The 23,055-nt window shown below is 72.6% G+C and carries 21 protein-coding genes; 9 read left to right on the top strand and 12 right to left on the bottom strand.

Annotated elements, in window-relative coordinates; translation table 11 throughout:
• Positions 1-151: 151 nt before the first annotated feature.
• Complete coding sequence (locus tag IG74_RS0134105) at positions 152-610, top strand: DUF2550 domain-containing protein (RefSeq protein ID WP_030685153.1); 459 nt, start codon at positions 152-154, stop codon at positions 608-610.
• 25 nt (positions 611-635) lie between these two features.
• On the opposite strand, the gene IG74_RS0134100 is transcribed toward IG74_RS0134105, so the two are convergent.
• Both IG74_RS0134100 and IG74_RS0134095 read right to left on the bottom strand, forming a co-directional pair.
• Positions 636-1,310: a response regulator gene (locus IG74_RS0134100; RefSeq protein WP_030685151.1), complete on the bottom strand. Its 675-nt coding sequence runs from the start codon at positions 1,308-1,310 to the stop codon at positions 636-638.
• Positions 1,307-2,491, bottom strand: coding sequence for a sensor histidine kinase (locus IG74_RS0134095; protein WP_051855946.1), 1,185 nt, complete (start codon positions 2,489-2,491; stop codon positions 1,307-1,309). Before IG74_RS0134095 ends, IG74_RS0134100 begins: the two co-directional genes overlap by 4 nt.
• 241 nt (positions 2,492-2,732) lie before the next feature.
• Between IG74_RS0134095 and IG74_RS0134090 the strand changes: the two genes are divergently transcribed.
• The gene (locus IG74_RS0134090) at positions 2,733-5,057 is read left to right on the top strand and encodes an MMPL family transporter (protein WP_051855943.1); all 2,325 of its coding nucleotides are present in this window, start codon (positions 2,733-2,735) and stop codon (positions 5,055-5,057) included.
• A 135-nt stretch (positions 5,058-5,192) separates the two neighbouring features.
• Here IG74_RS0134090 and IG74_RS0134085 read toward each other — a convergent pair whose 3' ends face one another.
• From IG74_RS0134085 to IG74_RS0134075, 3 genes are all read right to left on the bottom strand, one after another.
• Positions 5,193-7,142, bottom strand: a complete 1,950-nt coding sequence (locus tag IG74_RS0134085; protein WP_078869266.1) for a glycoside hydrolase family 18 chitinase — start codon at positions 7,140-7,142, stop codon at positions 5,193-5,195.
• Positions 7,143-7,274: 132 nt separating this feature from the next.
• Positions 7,275-7,922 (bottom strand): response regulator, encoded by a 648-nt coding sequence (locus tag IG74_RS0134080; RefSeq protein WP_030685143.1) that lies wholly within the window; start codon positions 7,920-7,922, stop codon positions 7,275-7,277.
• A complete protein-coding gene (locus IG74_RS0134075) occupies positions 7,919-9,118 on the bottom strand; it encodes a sensor histidine kinase (protein WP_030685141.1) in 1,200 nt (399 codons plus the stop codon). The genes IG74_RS0134080 and IG74_RS0134075 overlap by 4 nt, the downstream gene beginning before the upstream one ends.
• Before the next feature lie 170 nt (positions 9,119-9,288).
• On the opposite strand from IG74_RS0134075, the gene IG74_RS0134070 reads away from it, so the two are divergent.
• Complete coding sequence (locus IG74_RS0134070; RefSeq protein ID WP_030685138.1) at positions 9,289-9,870, top strand: hypothetical protein; 582 nt, start codon at positions 9,289-9,291, stop codon at positions 9,868-9,870.
• 47 nt (positions 9,871-9,917) lie between these two features.
• Here IG74_RS0134070 and IG74_RS0134065 read toward each other — a convergent pair whose 3' ends face one another.
• The 3 genes from IG74_RS0134065 to IG74_RS0134055 all read right to left on the bottom strand — a co-directional run bounded on the left by IG74_RS0134065 (position 9,918) and on the right by IG74_RS0134055 (position 12,158).
• Positions 9,918-10,490, bottom strand: a complete 573-nt coding sequence (locus IG74_RS0134065; protein ID WP_030685136.1) for a cob(I)yrinic acid a,c-diamide adenosyltransferase — start codon at positions 10,488-10,490, stop codon at positions 9,918-9,920.
• A 41-nt stretch (positions 10,491-10,531) separates the two neighbouring features.
• Entirely contained in the window at positions 10,532-11,281 is a 750-nt protein-coding gene (locus IG74_RS0134060) for an ABC transporter permease (protein ID WP_030685134.1), read from the bottom strand.
• A gap of 94 nt (positions 11,282-11,375) precedes the next feature.
• Positions 11,376-12,158: an ABC transporter ATP-binding protein gene (locus tag IG74_RS0134055; protein ID WP_030685130.1), complete on the bottom strand. Its 783-nt coding sequence runs from the start codon at positions 12,156-12,158 to the stop codon at positions 11,376-11,378.
• An 83-nt stretch (positions 12,159-12,241) separates the two neighbouring features.
• Here IG74_RS0134055 and IG74_RS0134050 point away from each other — a divergent pair, with 83 nt between their 5' ends.
• From IG74_RS0134050 to IG74_RS0134035, 4 genes are all read left to right on the top strand, one after another.
• Positions 12,242-12,880 (top strand): TetR/AcrR family transcriptional regulator, encoded by a 639-nt coding sequence (locus IG74_RS0134050; protein WP_030685128.1) that lies wholly within the window; start codon positions 12,242-12,244, stop codon positions 12,878-12,880.
• A 171-nt stretch (positions 12,881-13,051) separates the two neighbouring features.
• Complete coding sequence (locus IG74_RS0134045; protein ID WP_030685126.1) at positions 13,052-13,900, top strand: 3-hydroxyacyl-CoA dehydrogenase family protein; 849 nt, start codon at positions 13,052-13,054, stop codon at positions 13,898-13,900.
• 172 nt (positions 13,901-14,072) lie between these two features.
• The gene (locus tag IG74_RS0134040; RefSeq protein ID WP_030361223.1) at positions 14,073-14,396 is read left to right on the top strand and encodes an STAS domain-containing protein; all 324 of its coding nucleotides are present in this window, start codon (positions 14,073-14,075) and stop codon (positions 14,394-14,396) included.
• A gap of 293 nt (positions 14,397-14,689) precedes the next feature.
• Positions 14,690-17,383: an ATP-binding protein gene (locus IG74_RS0134035; RefSeq protein ID WP_051855940.1), complete on the top strand. Its 2,694-nt coding sequence runs from the start codon at positions 14,690-14,692 to the stop codon at positions 17,381-17,383.
• A 68-nt stretch (positions 17,384-17,451) separates the two neighbouring features.
• Here IG74_RS0134035 and nucS read toward each other — a convergent pair whose 3' ends face one another.
• On the bottom strand, positions 17,452-18,123 hold the full coding sequence (nucS, locus tag IG74_RS0134030; protein WP_030685122.1) for an endonuclease NucS: 672 nt from the start codon (positions 18,121-18,123) through the stop codon (positions 17,452-17,454).
• Positions 18,124-18,379: 256 nt separating this feature from the next.
• On the opposite strand from nucS, the gene IG74_RS0134025 reads away from it, so the two are divergent.
• Positions 18,380-18,772 carry an SCO5389 family protein gene (locus IG74_RS0134025; protein ID WP_030685118.1) on the top strand — a complete coding sequence of 131 codons (393 nt, stop codon included), beginning with the start codon at positions 18,380-18,382 and terminating at the stop codon, positions 18,770-18,772.
• Positions 18,773-18,956: 184 nt separating this feature from the next.
• On the opposite strand, the gene IG74_RS0134020 is transcribed toward IG74_RS0134025, so the two are convergent.
• Positions 18,957-19,994: an LLM class flavin-dependent oxidoreductase gene (locus IG74_RS0134020; RefSeq protein ID WP_030685116.1), complete on the bottom strand. Its 1,038-nt coding sequence runs from the start codon at positions 19,992-19,994 to the stop codon at positions 18,957-18,959.
• Between the two features lie 212 nt (positions 19,995-20,206).
• On the opposite strand from IG74_RS0134020, the gene IG74_RS0134015 reads away from it, so the two are divergent.
• Entirely contained in the window at positions 20,207-20,539 is a 333-nt protein-coding gene (locus IG74_RS0134015; protein ID WP_030685114.1) for a hypothetical protein, read from the top strand.
• A gap of 112 nt (positions 20,540-20,651) precedes the next feature.
• On the opposite strand, the gene IG74_RS0134010 is transcribed toward IG74_RS0134015, so the two are convergent.
• Together IG74_RS0134010 and IG74_RS0134005 are read right to left on the bottom strand one after the other, a co-directional pair.
• On the bottom strand, positions 20,652-21,494 hold the full coding sequence (locus IG74_RS0134010) for an ABC transporter permease (RefSeq protein WP_051855973.1): 843 nt from the start codon (positions 21,492-21,494) through the stop codon (positions 20,652-20,654).
• Between the two features lie 176 nt (positions 21,495-21,670).
• The gene (locus tag IG74_RS0134005) at positions 21,671-22,837 is read right to left on the bottom strand and encodes an ABC transporter ATP-binding protein (RefSeq protein ID WP_037826514.1); all 1,167 of its coding nucleotides are present in this window, start codon (positions 22,835-22,837) and stop codon (positions 21,671-21,673) included.
• Positions 22,838-23,055: the final 218 nt, after the last annotated feature.

The following is a 23,055-nucleotide window of genomic DNA, read 5'->3' as shown; positions in this document are numbered from 1 at the left end:
CGCGGCGTAACGTGACTCAGCCGCGGCCGGGTCCGGAACCTTCCGGACCGGGTCGCGGCTGCGGCAATGCGGGTGCTTTTTCGGGTGCGGTAGTTCGGTCCGTTTCGGGAAGTCGTGTTGAGACTGTAGTGAGGCGAGGAGGTCGGTGCCGATGATCCTCGTTCTGCTCGTGTGCGGACTTGCGTTGATCGCGCTGGTGTTGCTGGGGCTCTTCGTCTTCGGCCTGCGCCGCAGACTCATCCAGCGCTCCGGCGGCACCTTCGACTGCAGCCTGCGGTGGAACGCGCCGGATGCCCAAGAGGCCCCCGACACCTCCGGTAAGGGGTGGGGATACGGGGTAGCCCGTTACAACGGGGACCGGATCGAGTGGTTCCGTGTGTTCTCCTACGCGCCCCGGCCGCGGCGCGTCCTCGAACGGTCGGCGATCGAGGTCGTGGACCGGCGCGCGCCCGACGGCGAGGAGGAGCTCGCACTGCTCTCCGACGCGGTGGTGCTCGGCTGTGTGCACCGGGGCGTCCGACTCGAACTCGCGATGAGCGAGGACGCCCTGACCGGATTCCTGGCCTGGCTGGAGGCGGCGCCTCCCGGCCAGCGGGTGAACGTGGCGTAGGCCCTCGCGGGCCCCGCCCCCAGAGCTACTGGCCCGCCGCGATCAGGCCCGATTCGTAGGCCGCTATGACCGCCTGGGCGCGGTCGCGGGCGCCCAGCTTGGCGAAGACCGCGGTGACGTGGTTCTTCACCGTGGAGGGGCTGATCCGGAGCTCCTCGGCTATCTCCGTGTTGTCGTAGCCCCTGGCGATGAGCGTCCAGACGTCCGTCTCGCGGGACGTGAGGTCGGGGCGGACGCGCTGTGTCGCCCGCGGCGCGGGCGTGGTGACGTACGCCGAGATGAGCCGGGTGAGCAGTCGCGGGGCCACCGCCGCCTCGCCGCGGCTGACCGTGTGGACGGCGGCCACCAGCTCCTCGGGCGAGACGTCCTTGGGGAGGAAGCCCGCGGCGCCCGCGCGCAGCGCCCCGACCACGTACTCGTCCATGTCGAAGGTGCTCAGGGCGAGGACGCGGCAGTCGGGCAGCTCGGCGGCGAGGGCCGCGGTCGCCTCGACCCCGTCCAGGCGGGGCATGCGGATGTCCATGAGGACCACGTCGGGCCTGAGCCGAAGCGCGAGGTCCACGGCCTCGCGGCCGTCCCCGGCCTCACCGACGACGTGTACGCCGGGGTCGGCGTGGAAGATCAGCGCGAGTCCCCTGCGTACCAGTGGCTGGTCGTCGGCTATCAGGACGGTCAGGGGGCTGGTGTCGGGTGCGGTCAACGGATCGTCGCTCTCTCGTGGGACGTGGGGGTGTGCTCGCCCGCGGGCAGGGGGAGTGTCGCAAGGACCCGAAAGCCGCCCTCGGGGCGGGGGCCGGTCTCCAGCGTGCCCCCGTGCAGGGCCACGCGTTCGCGCATGCCGACGAGGCCGTGTCCGGCGCGGCCCCTGCGCGGGGTGGTGCTGCTGCCGGAGCCGTCGTCGCGGATCTCGACGGTGAGCCGCTCGGGTCCGTAGTCGAGGCGCACCGTGGCGTGGGCGCCGCCCGCGTGCTTGCGGATGTTGGTGAGGGCTTCCTGGACGATCCGGAACACGGTGAGGCCGAGGGTGGGGGCCAGCTCCTGGCGCACGCCGTCGACGAGCAGCTCGGTGTCCACCCCCGCCTGGCGCGACTCGGCGACCACCCGGGGCAGGTCGGTGACGTGCGGCTGGGGCGCGGCCGGGCCGCCCTCGGTGTCCTCGTCGGTGCGCAGGACGTCCAGGAGCTGCCGCATCTCGCTGAGCGCGAGGCGGCCGGAGTCCTCCAGGGACTTCAGGGCGTCCTGGGCCAGGTCCACGTCGTGCTGGACCACCTTGCGCGCGCCGCCCGCCATCAGCTGCATGGCGGTGATGTGGTGGGCGACCACGTCGTGCAGCTCGCGGGCGATGCGGCGGCGCTCGGCGGCGACCGCGCCCGCGGCGAGCAGTTCGCGGTGGGCGGCGAGCTGCCGCTGCCACTGGCGCGCGGCGCAGCCGGCGACGACCGCCATGCCGACGCCCACCACATCCGCGATGATCGCGCGCACCAGCTCCTCGTCCTCGCCGATCCCGGGTATCTGGAGCGCGACGAGGGTCACGAGACCCGCGGCCACCGAGACCCGCTGCGGCCGTTCCAGGGCCACGGAGAACAGGGCGACGACGAGGGAGATGGACAGACCGTACGCGTTGGCGGCGAAGCAGCTGATGACGGTCAGGTTGACGAGCACGGCGGCCAGGGCGGCCAGGGGGTGGCGCCGGTGCCAGACCAGGAGCACGGGGAACAGGAAGTGCAGCGCGAAGACGCCCGCGCTCCAGTTCACGCCGTTGGTGCCCACGTTCAGCGAGTAGGCGGTGAGGTCGAGGACCGCGGCGCAGAGCGCCACCTGGACGTCCCGGCGACTCGGCCTCCGGGCGCCGGGCCGTGGCGGGTGGCTGCGCGCGAGCATGCCGTACTGACTCCTTGCCGGGGGGATGTGTGTGTCCATTCCAGTCTGCGGGATCGGCGCGGGCGTCATCCTCCAGGCGGAGTGCGCGGCTGGGAGCAGGGTCCTGGTCGGGCCGCGGGCCGTGGCCCTGGTCCCGGGGCGGTTTCGTCGTCGCGGGCGAGGAGAACGCGGGGGAGCCGGTGATCTTCTGGAAGGGCCCGGTGGGACCGGGCTCCACCCACCTGCCGGAGGACCCGGAACCATGCTCAGATCACTGACGGCGTGCACCACGCGCCATTCCTGGAAGTTCATCCTGCTCTGGTCACTGGTCGGCATGGCGCTGACCCTCTTCGGCCAGTCCAAGATGTACAGCGTCACCGAGCCCGACGTCGGCAACTTCCTGCCGAAGTCCTACGACTCGGCGGCCGCCCTGCAGATCGCCGAGGACAAGTTCGGCACCAAGCCCGACAGCAACGCCGTCACGATGCTCGTCGCCCGCGAGGACGGGCGCAAGATCGCAGCGGGCGACAGCGCGCGCATCGACAAGATCGCAGCCGGGCTCGGCAAGCACCGCCTCAAGATGGAGAACCCCGACGACACGCCGTCGTTCCTCCTGACGGACCACTCGCAGCGGCCGGTCCTGCGGCCGCTGACCGACGCACCGGACAAGTCGTTCCGCCTGGTCTCCGTCTCGCTCAAGGGCAACCAGAACGACCCGGCGCTGCAGGACGTCTTCCGTGACTTCCGCGAGCACGCGGAGAAGGAGTTCGACCGGGCGGACCTGCGCACCGGGTTCACCGGTGGCCTCGCGGACCTTGCCGACACGGCGGAGGACCAGGAGGACACCGAGATGCTGGTCGGGATCCTGACCATGGGGCTCATCATCCTCCTGAACGTCCTCGCCTTCCGCAGCGTGCTCGCCGCGCTCCTTCCGCTGCTCGCGGTCACGATCATCGGTGGCGCCGCGACCGGCGCGGTGGTCGGCGCGGCCATGCTGTTCGACTTCAAGCTCGACCCGTCGACGCCGTCGCTGATCACCGTGGTGCTCCTGGGCATCGGCATCGACTACTTCCTGTTCCTGCTGTTCCGCTTCCGTGAGCTGCTCCGGGCCGATCCGGCGGCGCGCCCGCGGGACGTCGCCGCGGAGTGCGCGGGCCGGGTCGGCGCGGCCATCGCGTCCGCCGCGCTCACCATCGTGGCCGCGTTCGCCACCCTGGGCATCGCGAGCTTCGGGCAGTTCAAGGTGCTCGGCCCGGCCATCGCGGTGTGCGTCCTGGTGATGCTCGTCGCCAGCCTCACCTTCATGCCCGCGCTGCTCGCGGTGTCCGGGCGCAAGATGTTCTGGCCCTCGCGGTCGCTGCGCAAGGAGCCGCGCCCCGGGATGAGCGCGCGGCTCGGGGAGCGCGTCGCCCGGCGGCCGTTCCTCTTCGTGGCCGCCAGCGTCGGGCTCCTGGTGGCGCTGAGCGCCGGCGCGCTCGGCATGAAGATGGACTACGGCACGGACTCGGGCCCCGACGACACGCCCGCGGCGGTGACGGCCAAGGAGATCTCCAAGGCGCTGCCCGGCGGCGTGGACAGCCCGCACACCGTGTACGTCGCGGCCGACGGGACGAAGAAGGTCACCATCGACCGGGCGGGGCTCGAAGGCCTCACCAAGGACCTGAAGGCCGTCAAGGGCGTCGGCCGGGTGGCCGCGCCCGTGCTCAACAAGGAGCACACCGCCGCCAAGGTGGACTTCTACCTGGACATGGACGTGCAGTCGCAAGCGGCCCGCGACGTCGTCTCCGACCAGGTGCGGCCCGTCGTCTCCAAGGCGGCGCCGCCCGGCACCGAGGCCCATGTGTCGGGCCAGGCCGCGATCTTCTCGGACATCTCGGAGGCCGTGTCGAAGGACCTGAAGGTGGTCTTCCCGGTGGCCGCCGCGCTGATCGCCCTGATCCTGGTGGCCCTGCTGCGCAGCCTGCTCGCGCCGCTGGTGCTGATGCTCGCCATCGGGCTCGGCTTCACGGCGACGCTCGGGTCCGGCGTGCTCGTCTTCCAGCACCTCCTCGACCGGCCGGGCGTGTCCTTCACGCTGCCGCTCGTGCTGTTCCTGTTCGTCGTCGCCCTCGGCACCGACTACAACATCCTGATCAGTGACCGCATCCGGGAGGAGATGGGGCGGCCGGGCTCGGCCCGGCAGGCGGTGGCCGCCGCGGTGCGGCACACGGCCCCGGCCATCGTCACCGCCGGAGTCGTCCTCGCGGGCTCCTTCGCCAGCCTCGCGGTGAACCCGTCCCCCGCCACCCAGGAGATCGGCCTCGTCACGGCGCTCGGCATCGGCCTGTCGTCGCTCGTCCTCTCGATCGTTCTGGTGCCCGCGGTGGTGGCGATGCTCGGCCGGGCGACGTGGTGGCCCTCGCGGTCCGGCCGCGGCTCGGGCGGCGCGCACGGTGGCCGCGGCGGTCACGGCGGCCACGGCCACCAGGCGCCCGCACCCGCGCAGTACGGCGCGTACGCAGGGCCCTACCAGCAGCAGGGGTACGGCCAGCAGCAGGAGTACGGCTCGCCGTACGGGTCGGAGTACGGCTCGGAGGTCCGCCGCTGAGGGGCGGGCGCGAGAAGCCGGGGAGGCGGGGGGCGTTCCCGCCTCCCCGGCTTCGTCAGGGGCCCCGGCCGTGTCAGGGGGCGGAGCACGGCCGGGGTCGCCGAGGGGAGGTGCCTCCTCGGTCCTGGGGGAGGGCTACTTCAGGCCCTCGTGGATGGCGTTCACCAGCTCGCCGTTGGCCGTGTCGCCGCTGAACTCCCAGAAGAAGGCGCCGCCCAGGGACTGCTCCTTGGCCCAGGCCATCTTGGCCCGGATGGTCGCCGGGGTGTCGTAGGACCACCAGTTGGTGCCGCAGTGGGCGTAGGCCGTGCCCGCCACGGTGCCGTTGGAGGGGCAGGAGTTCTTCAGGACCTTGTAGTCCTCGAAGCCCGCCTCGTAGGTGCCCGCGGCGGGGCCGGTCGCGGTGCCGCCCGGCTCCTTCTGCGTGACGCCCGTCCAGCCGCGCCCGTAGAAGCCGATGCCGAGCAGCAGCTTCTTCGCCGGGACGCCCTTGGCCTTCAGCTTGGCGATCGCGGCCGCCGAGTTGAAGCCCTGCTTGGGGATGCCCGGGTAGTCGGTCAGCGGGGAGTGCGGGTTCGTCGGGCCCTTGGCGTCCCAGGCGCCGAAGAAGTCGTACGTCATCACGTTGTACCAGTCGGTGTACTGCGCGGCGCCGCCGTAGTCCGCGGCGTCGATCTTGCCGCCGTCGGAGCCGTCGGCGGTGATGGCGGCGGTGACCAGGTTGTTCGCGCCGAACTTGGCCCGGAACGCCTGCATCATGTTCTTCATCACGGCCGGGCCCGAGGTGTCGCAGGTCAGGCCGCAGGCGTTGGGGTACTCCCAGTCCAGGTCGATGCCGTCGAAGACGTCGGCCCAGCGCGGGTCCTCGACCAGCTTGTAGCAGGAGTCGGCGAACGCCGCCGGGTTCTTCATGGCGTCGGTGAAGCCGCCGGACCAGGTCCAGCCGCCGAACGACCACAGCACCTTGATGTGCGGGTACTTGGCCTTGAGCTTGCGCAGCTGGTTGAAGTTGCCGCGCAGCGGCTGGTCCCAGGTGTCGCCGACCCCGTCCACCGACAGGTTGGCCGGGACGGCCTTGTCGTAGTCCGCGTAGGCGTCGCCGATCGTGCACTTGCCGCCCTGGACGTTGCCGAAGGCGTAGTTGATGTGCGTGATCTTCTCGGCGGAGCCGGACGTCACGATGTTCTTGACGTTGTAGTTGCGCTGGTAGATGCCCCAGTTGGTGAAGTAGCCCAGCTTCACCTTGTCGCCGGGGTCGGGGCCGGGGCCGCCGCCGGTGGTGCGGACCTTCACCGCGGCGCTGACCGGTCCTGTCTGGTCGGCGGTGTCACGGGCCTGGACGCTGTACGAGTAGTCGGTGCCCGCGGTCAAGCCGGAGTCGGAGTACGTGGTGCCGGTGACCGTGGCGACCTTGGCGCCGTCGCGCAGGACGTCGTAGTTCTTGACGCCCTTGTCGTCGGTGGCGGCCTTCCAGTCCAGCTTCACCGAGGTGTCGTTGACGTTGGACGCGGTCGGGGTGCCGGGGGCCGAGGGCGGGGCGTCGCCGGGCTGACCGCCGCCGTCGCAGCTCTCGCCGTTCAGCTTGCAGCCCGTGGGGTTGCCGTTGCCGGTGCCGTTGAACCCGAAGGAGACCGAGGCGCCGGGGGCGAGCGTCCCGTTCCAGCCGAGGTTCTTGGCGGTCCAGTGGTCGGCGGAGTTGGTGATGGTGGCGTCCCAGCCGGAGGTGACGCGGGTTCCGGCGGGGAAGTCCCACTCGACGGTCCAGCTGCTGAGCGAGGCGGTGCCGGTGTTCTTGATCGTCCACTTGCCCTCGAAGCCGGCGCCCCAGTCCTGGGTCTTCTGGTACGTGGCGGTGGCCCCTGCGGCCGCCGCCTTCGGCGCGGTCGAGGGGGCCGCCTGGGCGGATCCGCCGAGGGCGACCAGGGTGGCGAAGGGGAGCAGCAGGGTGGTGAGCCCCGCTGTCAGCCGGTGCCGTGACCGGTGTCGTGACCTGTCTCTGACGCGCAAGGTGTGCTCCTCGGTCGAGTTCCGGGGTGGGGTGGAACCCTGCGACGCCCGTGAGCACGGTGTGGATGTCGTGTACATCTCCTGTGCTCACCGCAGTGCGGTGAGAATAGAAAGGTCTGGACCAACGGTCAAGAGGTTCAACCAGTGGCCGGAAAGGGGTAGTTGGGCCAGATAAGCCCGTCCGGTGGTGCGGGCGGGCCCGCGGGGCGATCAGACTCCCAGCTCCTGGGCGAGCACGGCCGCCTGCACCCGGCTGCGCAGCTCCAGCTTGCCGAGCAGCCGGCTCACATGCGTCTTCACCGTGGCCTCCGCCATGTCAAGGCGCCGTGCGATCTCCGCGTTGGACATGCCCTCGCCGAGGCAGGACAGGACCTCGCGCTCGCGCCGCGTCAGGGCGTCGAGGACCGCCGGGTCGGGCGCGTCCTTCGAGCGCACCGGCTGCGGCGTCGCGAACTCGGCGATCAGCCGGCGGGTGACGGCGGGCGCGATCAGGCCCTCGCCGCGCGCCACCGTGCGGACCGCGTCGAGCAGCGCCCTCGCCTCCGTGTTCTTGAGCAGGAACCCCGAGGCCCCCGCGCGCAGCGCCCCGAAGACGTACTCGTCCAGGTCGAACGTCGTCAGGACGAGCACGTCCGCCAGCTGTTCGGCGACCACCTGGCGCGTGGCCGACACCCCGTCGAGGCGCGGCATCTGCACGTCCATCAGGACGAGGTCGGGCCGCAGCTCGCGGGCGAGCGCCACGGCCTGCTCGCCGTCCGCCGCCTCGCCGACGACCTCGATGTCGGGGGCGCTGCGCAGGATCAGGACGAGGCCCGCGCGCACGGCGGACTGGTCCTCGGCGACGAGGACACGGATCATTCGGTCACCTCTTTGTCTGCGGGGTCCACGGGCAGCCGGGCGGCCACCTGCCACACCTTGCCGCCGGGCGCGTCCGGGTCCGGTTCCGGGCCCGCCGCGAACGTGCCGCCGAGCAGCGCGGCGCGCTCCTGCATGCCGACGAGCCCGGCGCCCGAGCCGGGCGCGCGGGGGCCGGGCGTGTCGCCGTACGGGCTCGTGACGTGGACGCACAGCGCGCCGGGCTCCTGGCCGAGGAGCACGGTGACCCGGCCGGCGGCCGCGTGTTTGAGCGCGTTCGTGAGCGACTCCTGCACGATGCGGTACGCGGCCAGCTCGACCGGCGCGGGCAGGGCCTCGTCGTCGGGGGTGCGGGCGTCGTCGAGGACGACGTCGAGGCCGTTGACGCGCGCGTTCTCGACGAGCGAGCCGAGCCCGTCCAGGGTGGGCGCGGCGGCCGGCTCCAGGTCTCCGCTGGAGTCCCGCAGGATGTGGATGAGGCGGCGCATCTCCGCGAGGCCCTCGACGCTGTTCTCCCGGATGACGCCGAGCGCTTCCCGGGTGGTCCGCGGGTCGTCGAGGGAGAGCGCGGCCGTGGAGTGGATGGCGATGGCCGACAGGTGGTTGGCGACCATGTCGTGCAGCTCGCGGGCCATCCGGGCGCGCTCGGCCGTCACCGCCTGGGTGCGGTCCATCTCGGCCAGGAGCGCGGTCTGCGCGGCGCGCAGCCGGGCCATCTCGGCGGCCTCCCGGTGGTTGCGTACGAGCACGCCGGTCGTCGCGGGTGCGAACGTCACCAGGGCGGTGACGGCTCCGATGAGCAGCGCCTCCGCCTCCCGGTACCAGGCCAGGAAGCCGACCGTCATCGCCACGGTGATCAGCCCCGTGGTGACCGGGATGCGCCGGGCCGCCGCCGGGGTGCCGTACAGGACCGCCGTGTACACCAGGTCGGTGAACATCACGACCGTCGCCAGATTGCCCGGCGTGAACTGGTCGGCGACCAGCGCGAGGGTGCCGCAGGCCAGGGCGGCCTGCGGTGCCGACCGGCGCAGCAGCTCCAGGCCCGCCATGGCGAACAGCGGAAGCAGCGTCCACGCGTGCCCGAGCGGCCGGTCAATTTGCATGTGCAGCCCCAGCGCCCAGAGCGTGACCCCGCCGACGAGACTGACGACGGCGATGCGCACGTCGACGACGTCGGGGCGGGTGAGCGGCAGCGGCATGACCCCATCCAACACGCCGTTCGGCGCGGCGGCCTCCCTATGCCGGGTGAAGCCCGCATACATCGAAGGATGTACCCGCACTTCGTCACTGGCGACGACGATCCCCGGCCGTGCGGCCGGGAGCCTGGAGTGGTGACCGGGAAGACCAGCGCGCCCAGGAGGAACGAGCCATGATCGTCACGCTGATCATCATCTGCGAGGTGGGCTTCTGGGCCCTCCTCGCCGGGGGCCTCGCGCTGCGGTACTGGGCGAAGATGCCCCGCACGAGCGTCGCGGTCCTGCTCTGCGAGCCGCTCCTCGAAGTCGTCCTGTTCGTGGTCACGGCGATCGACCTGAAGAACGGCGCCGAGCCGGACTGGAAGCACGGGCTGGCCGCCGTCTACATCGGCTACTCGGTCGCGCTCGGCCACTACACGATCAAGTGGGTGGACGTCCGCGTCGCCCACCGCTTCGCGGGCGGCCCCAAGCCGGTCACCCCGAAGTACGGGTGGCCGCGCGCGCGGCACGAGTGGAAGCTCGCCGCCCGCTGGATGCTCGCCGCGGTGATCGCGATGAGCCTGCTCCAGGGCGCGATCTGGTACGTCGGCGACGACGGCGAGATCGGTTCGCTGCGGATGTGGCAGCAGAAGATGCTCTGGGCGATCGGCATCAACCTGCTCATCGCGGGCAGCTACACCCTGTTCCCGAAGCGCGTCCCGGCCCCCGGCCCGGAGGAGCGGGCCGAGGAGCACCAGCCGCTCACGAAGGCCTGACGCCCGCCCCGTGCGCCCCCGGCGCGCGCCGCCCGCTCACGACGGGCTCAGCGCTCGCCGCCGGGCACCCACAGCACGTCCCCGACCTCCTTGTTCGCCGTCCTCGCGAGGATGAACAGGAGGTCGGAGAGGCGGTTGAGGTAGGTCGCGGTGAGCGGGTTCATCGTCTCGCCGTGCGCGTCGAGGGCGGCCCACGTGGAGCGCTCGGCCCGCCGCACCACCGTGCACGCCTGGTGCAGGAGCGCCGCCCCCGGCGTGCCGCCCGGCAGGATGAAGCTGCGCAGCTTCTCCAGGTCCTCGTTGAAGCGGTCGCAGTCCGCCTCCAGCTTGTCGACGTAGGACTGCTCGACGCGCAGCGGCGGGTACTTCGGGTCCTCGACGACGGGGGTGCACAGATCGGCGCCCACGTCGAAGAGGTCGTTCTGGACCCGGGTGAGGACCGCCACGACCTCCGTGCCGAGGCCGCCGAGCGCGATGGCCGTGCCGATCGCCGCGTTGGCCTCGTTCGCGTCGGCGTACGCGGAGATCCGCAGGTCGGTCTTGGCGGTCCTGCTCATGTCGCCGAGGGCGGTGGTGCCCTGGTCGCCGGTACGGGTGTAGATGCGCGTCAGATTGACCATGCGGCCAGGGTAGGTGAGCCCGCCGGCCCGCCGGGCGGGGCCTAGGCCCCGGCGGAGCGGACGACGCGGGTGCCGACCGCCACGGCGGCGAGCGCGAAGCCGACGGCGACCAGGACGCCGTACAGCATGTGCGCGGACGCGTACTCGCCGACGTACGCGTCGCGGACCGCGTCCACGAGGTACCGGAACGGCGTGAAGTGCGAGAGCACGTCCAGCCAGCCGGGGCCGAGCGTCATCGGCAGCATCAGGCCGGAGAGCAGCATGGACGGCATGGCGAGCCCGTTGACCGTCGGGCCGAACTCCTGCGGGGTGCGGACCTTGAGGGCGAGCGCGTACGACAGGGCGGCGAGCGCGATGGTCAGCAGGGCCACGAACACGAAGCCGATCAGGATACCGGCGAGCGGCGCCCGCAACCCCATCACCAGGGCGGCCAGGACGAGCAGCACCGACTGGAAGACGAAGAGCGCGGCGTCCCGCAGCAGCCGCCCGAGCATCAGCGCGAGCCTGCTGACCGGTGTCACGCGCATCCGCTCGACCACGCCCCAGCTGTTCTCCAGGATGAGCGCGAAGCCGCTGAACGAGGCGCCGAACAGGCCGAGTTGGAGCAGCAGGCCCGGCACCAGGACCTGCCAGGAGTCGCCCTGTGCCGCCAGTGGCAGATCGGTGAGCAGCGGGCCGAAGAACAGCAGGTACAGCAGGGGCATCAGGGCCCCGAAGAGCATCTGGAACCGGGAGTTCAGGGTCTGGCGGGCATAGCGCCGGAACAGCAGCGCGGTGTCGTGCAGAAGCATGGCGATATCCGGGATTCGACGGGGACGGTGGTGACAGGGGGCGGCGGGCGCGGTCGGTGGTGACAGGGGGCGGCGGGCGCGGTCGGCCGTGGTGTCAGACCGCGACCGGCGTGGTGTCCACGGGGGCCGGGCCGCGCCCGGTGAGGGCGAGGAACGCGTCCTGGAGCGTGGCGTCGGGCGAGCCCGCGTACCGCTCCTTGAGCGCGGCCGGGGTGCCCTCGGCGACGACCACGCCCTTGTCCACCACGACGATCCGGTCCGCGAGGGCGTCGGCCTCGTCCAGGTAGTGCGTGGTGAGGAAGACCGTGGTGCCGTGCTCGGCGCGCAGGCGCCGGACCAGCTTCCACAGGTCGGCGCGGCTGGCCGGGTCGAGCCCCGTGGTCGGCTCGTCGAGGAAGAGGACGGCGGGGCGGTGGACGAGCCCGAGCGCGATGTCGAGCCTGCGCCGCTGCCCGCCGGAGAGCGCGGCGGTGCTGCGGCCGAGCAGCTCCGTCAGGCCGAGGTCCGCCGCCAACTCCTCTGCGCGGGCGGCCGCTTCGTCCTTCGAGAGGTGGTAGAGCCGCCCCTGGAGGACGAGCTCGGCGCGCACCGTCTCCTGCGGGTCGACGCCGCCGGACTGGGCGACGTACCCGATCCTCGCGCGCACGCCCGCCGGGTCCCGCAGCAGGTCGCAGCCCGCGACGGTGGCGGCGCCGCCGGTGGGCGGCAGGAGCGTGGTGAGCATGCGCAGGGTGGTGGTCTTGCCCGCGCCGTTCGGCCCCAGGAAGCCGAGGATCTCGCCGGCCCCGACGGTCAGGTCGACGCCGCGCACGGCCTCGACGGGACCGCTCTTGGTGGCGAAGGTCCGGGCGAGCCCGGCCGTACTGATGATTGCCATGGAGACTACAAAAACAGAGACACTGAAATTTTGCAATGCCACCAATTTTTCATGGACCTCAGAACGGCGCCTAGGATGAGGTCATGGCTGAGGGACTCAGGGAGCGCAAGAAGCGGCAGACCAAGCAGCGGATCTCGGACATCGCGACCGGGCTCTTCCTGGAGCGCGGCTTCGCCGCCGTGACCGTCGCCGACGTCGCCGAGGCGGCGGACGTCTCCGTCAACACCGTCTACAACTACTTCCCGGCCAAGGAGGACCTCTTCCTCGACCGGGGCGCGGAGATGGCCGACCGGCTCTCGCGGTGGGTACGCGGCCGGCGCCCGGGCGAGTCCGCCGCCGACGGCGTCCTGCGCGAGCTGCGCGCGCTCGTCGAGGGCGTCTCGCCCACCGTCGGACTCTTCACGGGCTACGCCGACTTCATGCGGGTCATCACCGACTCGCCCGCCCTGCGCTCGCGGCTCTGGGCCTTCCAGCAGGAGAGCCTGCGCGACCTGGAGGCCACCCTGCGCGCGGAGGCGGGCCCCGGCGGCGGCCATCTGCCCGACCTCGTCGCGGGCCAGCTCCACTGGCTGCACGCCGGCGTCCACGCCTGGATCGGCGCCGAGATGGTCGGGCGCCGCGACCCCCGCGAGGTCTCCCGCGAGGCGCTCGTCCTCATCGACGAGATGGAGGAACTCCTCAGCGAACGGGTCCTCAACTACGCCGTCCGCGAGGCCTCCTGACCCCCCGCGGCCCCCCTCGCCGCCCGCCCCGGTGTGATGTCCGTCAAACGGCACGTGGCGTGCGTCTCTTCACCGCCCCACGGCAGCTCACGAGCGCTAGTGTCCGCTGGAGAGCGAAACGTAAACAGCGTGTAAGCGCTCCGTCATACGCCAGGCAAGGGGAGTCGTAACGTGGCACGAAAGCTCGCCGTCATCGGAGCCGGACTCATGGGGTCCGGCATCGCCCAGGTCTCCGCCCAGGCGGGCTGGGACGTGGTCCTGCGCGACGTCACCGACGAGGCGCTGACCCGGGGCACCGACGGCATCAAGGCCTCGTACGAGAAGTTCGTGAGCAAGGGCAAGCTCGACGCCGCGGACGCCGAGTCGGCGCTCGGCCGCATCACGACCACCACCGACCTGGACGCCGCCGCCGACGCGGACGTCGTCGTCGAGGCCGTCTTCGAGAAGCTGGAGGTCAAGCACGAGATCTTCCGCACCCTCGACAAGCTGGTGCGGGACGAGACGGTGCTCGCCTCCAACACCTCCGCCATCCCGATCACCAAGATCGCGGCCGTCACGGAGCGGCCCGAGCGGGTCGTCGGCGCCCACTTCTTCTCGCCGGTGCCCATGATGCAGCTGTGCGAGCTCGTCCGCGGCCACAAGACCAGCGACGAAACCCTCGCCACCGCCCGTGAGTTCGCCGAGTCCGTCGGCAAGACCTGCATCGTCGTCAACCGCGACGTCGCGGGCTTCGTGACCACCCGCCTCATCTCCGCCCTCGTCGTCGAGGCCGCCAAGCTCTACGAGTCGGGCGTCGCGACCGCCGAGGACATCGACATCGCCTGCAAGCTCGGCTTCGGCCACGCCATGGGGCCGCTCGCCACCGCCGACCTCACCGGCGTCGACATCCTGCTGCACGCCACCGACAACATCTACACCGAGTCGCAGGACGAGAAGTTCGCCGCCCCCGAGCTGATGCGCCGGATGGTTGACGCCGGTGACATCGGCCGCAAGAGCGGGCAGGGCTTCTACAAGCACTGAGCACGAACACTGACGTGCTGTCACTCCGAGGGTCACCCCTCGGAGTGATTTCGGTATCGGTTCGCTTACAGACGGCAACTTCCTCACCCACGTGACAGTCAGTTGCTGTGACATACGCAGACGCCCCGCGGCACGGGCGTCACACACGACACGGCACTCTCGGGGAGCGCATATGCACATCAGGGGCGACCAGGCCCAGCTGGTCGTCGGGGGACGCCTCGACGTACGCAGCGCGGCGGACGCCCGGACGGTCCTGCACTCGGCCGTCGACGACGGAGCCGGTGACCTGGTGCTCGACCTGTCCGAACTCGACTCTTGGGACGCCACGGGACTCGGCGTCATCATGGGCGCGCACCGGCGCGCCGGGCGGTGCGGCCGCAGGCTCGTCCTGCGCGGCGTGCCACCGCAGATGCAGCGCCTGCTCGTCGCCACCCGACTGCACCGCATCCTCGCCATCGAGGGCGGCATCGGCGTCGAATCGCTTCCCCGCGTATGACTCCCCGCGGCTGACCCGCGGACCGTCACGCACGGCGGACGGGCCCCGCGCACGCCGCGCGGACAAGCGGCGCGAGCGGTGCGGGACGGCATCACACGCGCAATCCTCACGAGACTGTGACGTCTCGGGCGGCGCGGTACCCCGCCCTCCGTGGAGATACTGAAGACGGTTTAGGGTTCGGTCCGCCCGAACGATTGACGAACCCACACGGGGGCACCGGACCAGCAGCGACAGCGCGGTGTGCCCAAGGCCGGAGGGGGCTTCGCACACGACGCATCTGGGGGGCTTGGACCATGGACCCGACGAACCGGGGACCGGAGGAGTACGGCCGCGACGGCCGTGACGACCGTGACCACGACGGCCGTGACGCGTACGAGGGCCGTGCCGAGTACGACGGCTACGACACCGACGCGCCCGACGCCCACGACGGCGCGGCGCCGGACAACCACCCGCCGCGGACCGACGCCTCGACGGGCCCCGCGAGCGCCCACGGACCCGGCATACCCGGCCTCGGCGCGCCCGCTGCCGGACCCGTGCGCGCCGTGCGACTCGTCTCCGGCGACTTCCTGCTCACGATCAACCCCATAGACGGCAGCGAGATAGAACCCTGCCCGCCCGGTGAGCAGCCCGCGCACCCCCGCAAGTACACCGCCGCCGAGCGCGCCGAACGCCGCCGGGCCGCCCTGCCGCCCGCGCCCACCGCGCCCGGCCTGCCCCGCACCCCGCTCCTCGAACGCCAGGAGGAGCGCGAGCGCCTGGTACGGCTGCTCGCCCGCGGCCGCTCCGTGCGCCTGACCGGGCCCGCGGGCTCCGGGCGCACCGCACTGCTCGACGCCGTCGCCGAGGACTGCGCGGACCTCGCCCCCGACGGCGTGATCCGCCTCTCCGGCTACCACCGGACGCCGACTGACCTCCTGTACGACCTGTGCGCCACCGTCCACGACACCCGCGAGTACCGCCCCGACCGGGCCCTGCTCGGCGAACTCGTCGGCGAGATAGGCGCCGTCGTGGTCCTGGACGACCTGGAGTTCGGCGGCACCGCGCTCGAAGAGCTCCTCGACGCCACGCCCGAGTGCGCCTTCCTCGTCGCCGCGACCCCCGACATCGCCGCGCCCGCCCCCGAGTCGCACCTCGAAGAGGTCTTCCTCGGCGGCCTCGGCCGCGGTGGCGCCCTTGAGCTCCTGGAGCGCGCCGTCGGCCGCGTCCTCACCGACGACGAGGCCGACTGGGCGGGCGACCTCTGGTTCGAGTCCGAGGGCCTGCCGCTGCGCTTCGTGCAGGCCGGAGCCCTGCTGCGGCAGCGCGACCGGCTGCGCGCGGGCCCCGCCGCCGTCGAGGACTTCGCCGCGTACGACGCCCCGGGCGCCCCGGACGGGCCGTTCGCGGAGGGCGACGGGCCGTTCGCGGGGGGCGACGTGCCGCTGCCCTCGCTCGCCGACGGCGCCGCGCCCGCGGCCCTGCTCGCCTCCCGGCTCGGCCCGTCCGCGCGCGCCGCGCTGCGGTTCGCCGTCGCGCTCGGCGGGGAGCTGCCGCACCCGGCCCACCTGCCCGCGCTCGTCGGCGACACCCACGCCGACGCGGCGCTCGCCGAACTCGTCGACTGCGCCCTGGTGACCCCGGTCGGCGGGCACCACCGGCTCGCCGCCGGAGTCCGCGTCCAACTGGAGAACGCCGGATACGCGGACGACGCCGCCACCCACGCCCAGTCCGCCGCCCAGCACTACGCCTGGTGGTCCGGGCACCCCTCGGTCGCCGCCGAGCGCGTCGCCGCCGAGGCGGACGCGGTGCTCGCGGCGCTCACCGCGCTCCTCGCGGCCAGGGGCGGAGCGGCCGCCCCCGGCGCCGCCGACGAGCCCTCGTCCGCGGTGCTGCTCGCCCGCACCGTCGCGCCCGCGTTCGCCGCCGGACTGCACTGGGGCGCCTGGGAGCGGGCCCTGCGGGCCGGCCAGGAGGCGTCCCGCACCGCCGGTGAGGTGGCCGAAGAGGCGTACTTCCACCACGAGTTGGGGATCCTCGCGCTCTGCGGCGGGCGGCTCGACCGGGCCCGCGCCGAACTGGAGGCCTCCATCGGCCTGCGCGGCGCCCTCGCCGACAAGCGCGGCATGATCGCGGGCCGCCGGGCCCTGGCCCTGGTCGCCGACCGCTCCGGCGGGGTGCTGCCCGGGGGCCGCACCGCGGCGGGCGAGGAGGTGCCGGACGCCCGGTCCGAGGAGTCCGCGTCGCCGCCCGGCGGGGTGCCCGCCGCCTTCCTGCCGGCCGTTCCGCCGGTGCCGACCGCCTCGCCCGACGAGGCGGAGACGGTGGTGACCCGGCAGGCCGCGCCGCCGCCCGTGCCGGTCCGCGGGCCCGCGCCGACCCGGCGCGCCATCCTGCGCGGCACGCGCCGCAACCTGGTCGCCGCCGGGGCGGGCGCCCTGCTCGTCGCCGTGCTCGGCACGATGGTGACGCTCGGCGCGACCTCCGACGACGACGGCGGCGGCGGGCCGCACAACAAGGTCCGTACCGACCAGTCCGCGAGTGCGGACGACGACGGCGACGGTCTCGGCGCCGACAAGCCGTCCGACGGCTCCTCGCACGGTCCCGCCGACCCCGGCAGGGACGGCGTGCCCGGCACCTCCGACGACCCGACACCGCCCGGCGGCAGCGGCAGCCCGTCGCACAGCGACGACGGCGAGGGCGATGGCGACGGCACGAAGGGCCCCTCCGGGGGGCCCAGCGGCAAGCCGTCGGACAAGCCCACCGACAGGCCGACGACGCACCCGCCCACGTCCCGGCCGCCCACCAGCCGCCCGCCGACGTCCCGGCCCCCGACGTCCAGGCCGCCGACCACGCAGCCCCCGACGTCCCAGCCGCCCACGTCGCAGCCGCCGACGGCACCGTCCTCGCCGAACACCTCGAACTCGGCGAGCGGCCCGGTGTCGTCATCGGCCCCGCCGAGCAGCGCCAGCTCGTCCGCGGACGGGGCGCCGGGCCCGTCTACCGCCTGAGCGCACACGGCAGACAGCAGAGGGGGCGGGCCCGGCCGGGCCCGCCCCCTATCATCTGGCGGTCGGTGTCAGAACAGCCGCAGCTTGTCGTCCTCGATGCCGCGCATCGCGTCGTAGTCGAGGACGGTGCAGCTGATGCCCCGGTCGGTGGCCAGGACGCGGGCCTGCGGCTTGATCTCCTGGGCGGCGAAGACGCCCTTGACCGGCGCGAGGTGCGGGTCGCGGTTCAACAGTTCCAGGTAGCGGGTGAGTTGCTCCACGCCGTCGATCTCGCCGCGGCGCTTGATCTCGACGGCGACGGTCCCGCCGTCGGCGTCGCGGCACAGGATGTCCACGGGCCCGATCGCCGTCATGTACTCGCGGCGGATCAGCGAGTAGCCCTCGCCGAGTGTCTCGATCCGATCGGCGAGCAGCTCCTGAAGGTGTGCTTCCACGCCGTCCTTGATGAGACCGGGGTCCACGCCCAGCTCGTGCGTGGAGTCGTGCAGCACTTCCTCCATCGTGATGATGAGCTTCTCGCCCGCCTTGTTCGTGACAGTCCACAGGTGGGATTCGTCGCCCGAGCCCTCCTTCAGGGTGCACGGCGGCGACATCCAGTTGAGGGGCTTGTAGGCCCGGTCGTCAGCGTGGATGGAGACGCTGCCGTCCGCCTTGACGAGGATCAGGCGGGGGGCCGACGGGAGGTGGGCGGTGAGCCGGCCCGCGTAGTCCACGGAGCAGCGGGCGATGACGAGACGCATGGTCGGCAACGCTACTCGACGGCGGGACGGTCCAGCGAATTCGCGCGCCCCCGCGCCCGCGCGCGGGGTGTGGGCCGCACCACTTGTCCGGCGATGGACCCGTTCGAACCTGGCCAGTTATCCGCCCAATCTCCTGGTGCCCTCCTCGGGCGTTGCCTACCGTATAAGCAGGAGGTCGTCGCGCGTGCACGCTGCGTATGCGGACTCCTTCCCTGCCCGTAAGCCCCTGCTGTCCGGGGGTGCGAGAGGAGAACCCATGTCGCTCGACGTCTCACCGGCACTGTTGGAACAGGCCGAGCGAGGCGAGGTCGACGAAGCTGCCTTCGTCGACTGCGTCCGGACCTCCCTGCCTTACGCATGGGAGATGATCAGCTCCCTGGTGGCCCAGCTGAAGGTCGACGGCGGCGAGTTCGCCGACAACCAGACGCCGCCGCCGGACGAGCAGGCGCGTGGCCAGCTGCTGCGCGCGCTCGCGAGTGACGCGATCCGCGGCGCCCTGCAGCGCCACTTCGGGGTACGTCTGGCGTTCCAGAACTGCCACCGGGTGGCGGTGTTCCCCCTGGACGCCTCGGCGGACGACAGGCTGGCCAAGTTCACTTCGATCCGGGGCCAGCTGCTGAACCAGTCGCCCGAACTGCGGGACTGCTGAAGACTGTTGCTGCCGCTCCGTACGCGGGAGGTGTTTCAGTACCGGAGCGGCAGTACCTTTCGCTGGCGGGGACGCCCTGAACCGTGGGGTCCTGGTGGGTTGGGCCGTTCTCTTCTTCTGCGGGCCGGTTCGGGCTTGGCGCGCAGTTCCCCGCGCCCCTTCGGGGGCGCTCTTGTTTCGGTCGCTATGTCAGTTGGGGGAGTACTTCCGCGCCCAGGCGGCGGACGTTGTCCTCTGTCGTCGTCAGTTCGCCGGAGCCCTCCACGAGGAACGCGAAGCGGGTGATGCCCGTGCGTTCCGCGGTGGCGGTGATGCGGTCCACGCACACCTGGGGCGTGCCCACGGGGTGGATGGCGCACAGCAGTTCCGTGTACGCGAGCGGGTCGCGCATGGCGCGGACCCTGCCGTCCACCGTGACATGGGCCTCCAGGCCCTGGTGCAGCCAGCCGGGCATGGCCTTCTTGAGCGTCTCGGCCGCCTCCACGCGGCGGTCGGCGACCTGGACGACCCCCGCCGAGACGTGGGCGGCGGCCGCGATCTCGTCCGGCGTGCGCCCGGCGGCGCGCGCGTGCCGGTTCCACAACGCCACCATTTCGGCCTTCTCCTCGTCGCCCACGTGCATGCCGAGCAGCATCGGCAGGCCCCGGGCCGCGGCGAGCCGGACGCTCGACGGCGAGGTGCAGGCCACGACGACCTCGGGGGCGTGCGACGGATCCGGCGCGCCGGCGCGCGGGAGGTGCGGGACCACCGCGACGTCACGGAAGTCGAAGCGGCCGCCGGGCCCGCCGACCCGCGGCTCCCCGCTCAGCCAGCGCAGCAGCAGATCGAGCGACTCCGGGAACCCCTTCTCGTACGCCTCGATCCCGGAGCCGAAGACCTCCAGATCGACCCAGGGGCCGCCGCGCCCCACGCCGAGCGTGAAGCGGCCGCCGGTGGTGAGGTGCAGCAGCGCGGCCTGCTCGCCGAGCGCCACCGGATGGGCGGTGGGCAGCACGGTCACGGCGGTGCCGACGCGCAGGCGCCGGGTCCGGCCGAGCAGCAGGGCCGCGAGGGTGATCGCGGACGGACACGTGCCGTACGGCACGAAGTGGTGCTCGGCGAGCCAGACGCTGTCGAGACCCGCCTCCTCGGCCACTTCGGCGGAGCGCACCGCGCGGTGCAGTGCCTCCCCATGGCCCTGGCCGGGGAACTGAGCGGCCAGCACAAAGCTTCCTAAGCGCATCGAACTTCCTGCCTCCTTGGCGCCGACGCGGGCACTCCCTCCAACCGGCAACAACGCGTGACACGTGCCAAGGGCACGGCTTGGCGGGCAGATTGGCAGATTTTCTCCGCTCCGGCAGGGGGGTGCGCCAGGGCCGGCGAAGGACGCGTACCCGGTGCCGCGGCGCGTAGGCTGGATGGGCCCCGCCCCCTGCGCAACCCGTGAGGTGTCCCGTGTCGCCGCGTCGCAACCGCCCCAAGGGCGCCGGAGAGTCCATGCCGGGCCCGGGCGCGGAGCCGTCCGGGCGGTACGGCGGTTTCGAGCGCACCGAGGACTGGCAGGGCGAGGACTGGCAGGTGCGCCGGGTCGCGGGCGCGAGCGCGGCGGGCAAGACGTACCGCTGCCCGGGCTGCGACCAGGAGATCCCGTCCGGCCTCGCGCACGTGGTCGCGTGGCCCGCGTACTCGGGCGTGGACGAGCGGCGGCACTGGCACACCGGCTGCTGGAGCGCGAAGGACCGGCGCGGGGTCAAGGAGCGCAGGTCGCGGAACGCGCCGCGGTACTGAGCGCTCCGCCGGAGCCGCCGCGCCCCTTCCCCGGCGTGCCCGCCGTTCGCGGAAAACGGCACGGCGCCCCGGCCGGGAGGGCCGGGGCGCCGTGCCGTGACGCGGGTGCCGGTCAGACGTCGCGCTTCTCCAGGAGGGCGAAGGCGCCGGCCAGGGCGGCCGCCGTGACGACGATGAGCAGGACCAGCTGGCCGCCGCCCCCGCCGTCCAGGCTGGAGTCGATCTTGAAGATCTCGGCGAGCGAGCTGATGGCGTTGTACTCCTCCATCTTCTCGCCCAGCTTCTCGGTGCTCGACCAGATGCCGAGGAACGCCGGCATGATCGCGGGGACGAGCACGATGCCGAGCATCGTGGTGATCGCACCGGCGGAGTGGCGCAGCATCGAGCCGACGGCGAGCGCGAGCACGCCGAGCAGCGAGACGTACAGACCGCCCTTGAAGACCGTGTCGATCCACGAGACCTCGCCGACGCCCGGGCCGCTGTGCGCGCCCGAGGCCACGAGGCCCACGAAGAAGATGGAGCCCGCGGAGACGACGAAGGCGAGCACGAAGAAGACCAGGGCCTTCGCCGCGAGGACGCGGGACCGCTGCGGCGACGCCGTGAACGTCGTACGGATCATGCCCGTGCCGTACTCGGACGACGTGACCAGGACGCCCAGGGTGATCAGGCAGATCTGGCCGAGGATGAGGCCGAAGAACGCCGGGATGGTGTACGGCACGTCCACGTAGTCGGCGTCGTCCGTCTGCGCGACCGCGAGCAGGCCGATGCCGATGACCAGGAGCATGAAGACGCCGAGCGTCCACATCGTGGAGCGGACCGACTTGATCTTCGTCCACTCCGAGGTGAGGGCGTGGCCGAGGTTGGTCCTCTTGATCGGGATCGGCGAGGTGTACGCGTTGTTCATCGCCTGCTGCCAGGCGGAGGGCGGCGCGGGCGCGGCGGGCGCCGGGGCCATCGGCGTCGCGCCGGGAACGGGAGCGCCGTACGGCGGCTGCGGGGCGGTCGCCACGGCGACGGGCTGCGGGGCCGGCGCCTGCGGTGCGGGGGCCTGGGCGGCCGGGGCCTGCTGCGGGGCCGGGGGCTGCGCGGGCTGCTGGGGCTGCGCCTGCGGCTGCGGAGTCTCAGGCGTGGTCATCGGGCTTCCTCGCTGTCGCGCTTGGTCATCTCGGGGGAGGCGGGGGGCTGCGGGGCGGCGTACGGGTTCGGCTGCGCGCCCGCGGGCGGTACGCCGGGCGCGCCCTGCGGCATCGCGAACGGCTGCCCGCCCTGCTGCGGGGGCGGCGGGGCGTACCAGCCCGGCTGGCCCTGCCCCGGCACCGGAAGCTGCGGCTGCGGCTGTGCGCCGGGCGGCAGCTGCTCCTGGAGGCCCGCGCGCTGGTCGATCGTCGAGCGGTAGTCCACGGCGCCCTGCGTCATGCGCATGTACGCCTCCTCCAGGGAGGCCTGGTGCGGCGAGAGCTCCCACAGGCGTACGTCCGCCTCGTGCGCGAGGTCGCTGATGCGGGGCAGCGGCAGGCCCGTGACGCGCAGCGCGCCGTCCGGCTCGGGCAGCACCTGGCCGCCGGCCTCGGTGAGCGCGCCGGACAGCTTCTCGCGCTGCTGGGGGTCGGTGTCCGGGGTGCGGACCCGGGCGAAGTCGGCGGAGTTCGCCGAGATGAAGTCCGTGACGCTCATGTCGGCGAGCAGCTGGCCGCGCCCGATGACGATGAGGTGCTCGGCGGTCAGCGCCATCTCGCTCATCAGGTGCGAGGAGACGAAGACCGTACGGCCCTCGGCGGCGAGCGACTTCATCAGGTTGCGCACCCAGAGGATGCCCTCGGGGTCGAGGCCGTTGACCGGCTCGTCGAAGAGCAGCACCTGCGGGTCGCCGAGCAGCGCGGCGGCGATGCCCAGGCGCTGGCCCATGCCGAGTGAGAAGCCCTTGGAGCGCTTCCTGGCCACGTCCTGGAGGCCGACCACGCCGAGCACCTCGTCCACGCGGCGGGCCGGGATTCCGGAGAGCTGCGCGAGACAGAGCAGGTGGTTGCGGGCGTGCCGGCCGCCGTGCACGGCCTTCGCGTCGAGGAGGGCGCCGACCTGGCGGGGCGCGTTCGGCAGCTTGCGGTACGGGTAGCCGCCGATCGTCACCTGCCCTGCCGAGGGGGCGTCCAGGCCCAGGATCATGCGCATCGTCGTCGACTTGCCGGAGCCGTTCGGCCCCAGGAAGCCGGTCACGGTGCCGGGCCGCACCTGGAAGGAAAGGTTGTACACGGCTGTCTTGGCGCCGTAGCGCTTCGTCAGGCCGACTGCCTCGATCATTCTCCGCACCCATCGAATGGTTCAGGACGTCGGGGCACACGCCCCCGTAAGGGTTAGGAGGATATCCGCGGGCTGACGGTTCCGGCCAAGACAAAGTAAAACGATCCCCTGGCGCGGGCGCCCTTCCCTGGCGTGGGCGCCTTCGACGGCGTCCCCCTCCCACCCACCCACCCGTACCTGCCCGACCTAGCGGCTCGCAGGCCGTCGCCCACCTCCCC

This window comes from Streptomyces sp. NRRL B-1347 (assembly GCF_000720325.1).
Lineage (GTDB): Bacteria > Actinomycetota > Actinomycetes > Streptomycetales > Streptomycetaceae > Streptomyces.
The sequence above is the reverse complement of the archived record's forward strand: the minus strand, read 5'-3'. Positions and strand labels throughout refer to the sequence as shown.